This is a genomic window from Mycobacterium asiaticum, assembly GCF_001668675.1.
Taxonomy (GTDB): Bacteria; Actinomycetota; Actinomycetes; order Mycobacteriales; family Mycobacteriaceae; genus Mycobacterium; species Mycobacterium asiaticum_D.
The window spans coordinates 1-3,827 of sequence record NZ_LZKQ01000202.1; the positions used below are offsets into that span (position 1 = coordinate 1).

Consider the following 3,827-nt stretch of genomic DNA (forward strand, 5'->3'; position numbering starts at 1 on the left):
ACACCCGGCGCCGGGAGTCGCGGTGGCGGCCGCAGACGACCCGCTACCGTCGACGCCGTCGTTCCCCCCGCCGCCAATGGTCTGGCCGGTGCCGCCGGCCCCGCCCGGTCCGCCGGACGCGCTACCGCTGTTGATGATGGCGTTGCCGCCCTGGCCGCCGCCCCCGCCCGGGTTGCCGGGGATCGCGGCGCCGCCGCCGCCACCACCGCCCGCGCTGGCGACCCCGGAGGGACCGTTGAGGAAGCCGCCGGCACCACCATCACCGGAGGTGAAGAAGCTGCCGGTCGCGATGGCGCCGTCGGATCCTGCTTGGCCGGAGATGGTTACCGGGCCGATCCCTGCGGTGCCGCCGCCGCCACCTCCGCCACCGGGGCCACCGCCGACGGCCTGGGCGCCGCCGCCGCCGGTGCCGCCAGTTCCGGTCGCATGTTGGACGCCGACCCCGGCGGAGGCGGTCCCGCCGGTTCCGCCGTTGCCGCCCTTTCCGGCGCTTCCGCCGCTGTTACTGAGGCCGCCGGCGCCGCCACCCCCGCCTCCGCCACCGGCCGCCGCGGCGGTGGTCGTGGCGACGATGGTGGTGTTGCCGCCGTTGCCGCCGTTGCCGCCGTCGCCGCCGACTGTGCCCTGACCGCCGTGACCGCCGTTGCCGCCGAGGCCCCCGTGGAAGACGGCTGAGGCGCTGCCGTTGGAGTTGCTGTCGCCGCCGTTGCCGCCGAGTCCGCCGTGACCGCCGCCGCCGCCGACACTGTTGCCGCCCTGACCGCCGTCGCCGCCGGTGCCCGCGGTGGCGAAGGCCGCGACGCCCGCGCCGCCGCCTTTGCCACCGGTGCCGCCAGTGCCGCCGGTGCCCGCAGCGCCTGCGCTGGCGCCGGAGCCGCCCGCGTTGCCGCCGGCGCCAGCGTCTCCGCCGTTGCCGCCTGTGCCACCATGCCCTGCGCCCGAACCGGTGTCGTTGCCGCCGGCCCCGCCCTGGCCGCCCTGGCCGCCGCTACCGCCCTGGCCGCCGTCGCCCGCATGCCCGAACAAGGGTGACCCCTGGCCTCCGGCACCCCCGGCACCGCCGTTGCCGCCGTTGCCGCCGTTGGTGCCGTTGGTCGAACCGGTCGGGGTGACACCGGCACCGCCGGTGCCGCCAACCCCACCAACACCGCCGGCGCCGCCGTTGCCGTAGATCAGCCCGCCGTTGCCGAACAGAAAGGCGTTACCGCCTCGGCCGCCGGGCTGTCCGGGGGCACCGGACCCGCCGTCGCCGCCGTCGCCCCACAGAATGCCGCCGGGCCCGCCGTTCTGCCCGGTCCCGGGCGCGCCGTTGGCGCCCTTACCGATCAACGGGGCGCCGAGCAACAGGTTGGTGGGCGCGTTGATCAGCGACAGCACACCGTCTTCGAACGTCTGCAGTGGCGAAACGCTGGCCGCCTCGGCGGCCACGTAGGAAATCCCGGCCTGCCGCAGCGCCTGCACAAACTGGGCCTCGAAAGCCGCCGCTTGCGCGCTAAGGGCTTGATACGCCTGACCATGACCGGAAAACAGCGATGCGATCGCCACCGATACCTCGTCGCCGGCGGCGGCCGCCAGCGACGAGGTCGAGGCAGAAGCAGCCGCATTGGCCGCGCTCAGCGATGAGCCGATGCCCATCACATCGGTCGCTGCCGTCGTCAACAGTTGCGGGACCGCAAACAAATAGGACATCGCCATCTCCAAACCGGTCGACGGTCAAGTCTGGGTCACACCTGTGAGAGGTATGAAAAACATGTGAGGAGTGTATGCCGATTACCGCCGCGTGGTTTCGTTTTTTGAACCACTGATTTTCGCCGAACCGGCCACGCAGGCGTGAACGGCGTATGAATAGTGCGAAGGTTGCCACCGCGCGGTAGCGCGGCGAAGCGCCTGCCTTGAAACTGGGTTCGTGACTGCGTCCGCTGCCAAGAGCGTTTCGGTGTCCGCATTCTGTGCCTCGGTGCTGCGATGGCTGCGCGCCGGTTATCCGGAAGGTGTTCCCGGTCCGGACCGGATGCCGCTGTTGGCGCTGCTGCGCAACACGCCGCTGACCGAGGAGCAGATCAGGCGGGTGGTGCGCGACATCACCGCCGAGGGCTCACCCGCCACCCTCGACGGTGTGATCGATCGCGACGAGATCGCCGAGTTCATCTCCGAGGTGACCCACTACGACGCGGGACCGGAGAACATTGCGCGGGTCGCCGGCGTCCTGGCCGCGGCCGGGTGGCCGCTGGCCGGTATCGCCGCCGACGACGCGCTTACCTCATAGGGTTGAGATGTCGATGACGAACCGGTACCGCACGTCGCTGGCGAGCACCCGTTCGTAGGCCTCGTTGACGTAATCGGCGTCGATGACCTCGATTTCGGGCGTCACGTTGTGCTCGGCGCAGAAGTCGAGCATCTCCTGGGTCTCGGCGATGCCGCCGATGTTCGACCCGGACAGGCTGCGTCGCGCCAGCGCCAACCCGAACGCCGGCACCTCCATCGGGTGCTCAGGAATGCCGAGTTCGACCATGGTGCCGTCGACGTCGAGCAGGTTCAGGTACTGGCCGAGATCCAGGTTCGCCGAGACGGTGTTCAAGATCAGGTCGAAACTGCCCCGCAGTTTCTTGAAGGTGGCCGGGTCGGAGGTCGCGTAGTAATTGCTTGCGCCCAAACGCAATCCGTCTTCCATCTTCTTCAGCGACTGCGACAGCACGCTCACCTGGCAGCCCATCGCCGCGCCCAGCTTCACGCCCATGTGGCCCAGCCCGCCCAGGCCGATGATCGCCAGCCGGGTGTCCTTTCCGGCCTTCCAGTGCCGCAGCGGCGAGAACAGCGTGATTCCTGCGCAGAGCAGCGGTGCGGCCGCGTCCAGTGGCAACGACTCGGGGATGCGCACGACGAAGTTCTCGTCGACGACGACCGCCTGGCTGTAGCCGCCCTGGGTTGAGGTGCCGTCCTTGTCGATCGAGTTGTAAGTGAATGTCGCACCGTTCTTGCAGTACTGCTCCAGTCCGGCCGCACAGCTGCTGCACCGCCCGCACGAGTTCACCATGCAGCCGACGCCGACGTGGTCGCCGACCTTGTGCTTGGTCACCTCCGAGCCGACCGCGCTGACGACCCCGGCGATCTCGTGGCCTGGGACGACGGGGTAGTTCGGTACACCCCACTCGGCCTTGACGGTGTGGATGTCGGAGTGACAAATGCCGGCGAACTTGATGTCGATGGCCACGTCGTGGGGGCCGGGTTCGCGGCGTTCGATGGTGGTCTTGGTCAGCGGTTCGGTCGCCGACGTGGCGGCGTAAGCGTTGACGGTGCTCATTTGCGTATCCCTCTTTGATCTTCGATCACGTGTACTACCGGAAAGCTTAGCTAAGGTAATGGTTACCCGGCCAGCCGCGGGCGGGTGGGCACCGTCACTAGTTGATCGGTGCGCTGATCCAGCCGACATCGGTCAACACGCCGCGGGCGGCGATTAATCCCTCGCCGGTTTGCCAGATTTCGTCGTTGACCACAAAGATCCGGTTGTCGCGGTTGGCGCCGAGTTTGCGCCAGGGCCCGCTGTCCAGAACCGTGGCCGCGCGCTCGGCGGCCGCGGGGGAGGCGCACGACACATAGATGATGTCGGCGTCGGCCGCGGAGAAGTCCGCATCTTTGGCCAGATCAGCGTCGGTGGCACCGATCTCGACGTACGGCTTGTCGGTGAACCGCTGCGACGGCGGCCGGTCCACGCCGACCGCCGCCAGCACACTGGCCGGGAAATTATTGGCCCCGTACACCCGCAGGGTGCTGGCGGTCAGCTGGACCACCGAGACCTGAAAGTGGGCCGCGTCGTGCTTGGCCCCGAC

Annotated in this window: 4 protein-coding genes; 1 reads left to right on the top strand and 3 read right to left on the bottom strand. The window is 69.5% G+C overall.

Annotated elements, in window-relative coordinates:
- Positions 1–1,689: PE family protein (locus A9X01_RS31885; protein ID WP_172832544.1), on the bottom strand; the 1,689-nt coding region annotated here is incomplete at its 3' end.
- 247 nt (positions 1,690–1,936) lie between these two features.
- On the opposite strand from A9X01_RS31885, the gene A9X01_RS17215 reads away from it, so the two are divergent.
- The gene (locus A9X01_RS17215) at positions 1,937–2,266 is read left to right on the top strand and encodes a DUF3349 domain-containing protein (protein WP_172832545.1); all 330 of its coding nucleotides are present in this window, start codon (positions 1,937–1,939) and stop codon (positions 2,264–2,266) included.
- Here A9X01_RS17215 and A9X01_RS17220 read toward each other — a convergent pair.
- Complete coding sequence (locus A9X01_RS17220) at positions 2,261–3,301, bottom strand: NAD(P)-dependent alcohol dehydrogenase (RefSeq protein WP_065121900.1); 1,041 nt, start codon at positions 3,299–3,301, stop codon at positions 2,261–2,263. The genes A9X01_RS17215 and A9X01_RS17220 overlap by 6 nt on opposite strands.
- Positions 3,302–3,398: 97 nt before the next feature.
- The coding region (locus A9X01_RS17225; RefSeq protein WP_495524979.1) for a TroA family protein at positions 3,399–3,827 on the bottom strand (429 nt) is incomplete at its 5' end.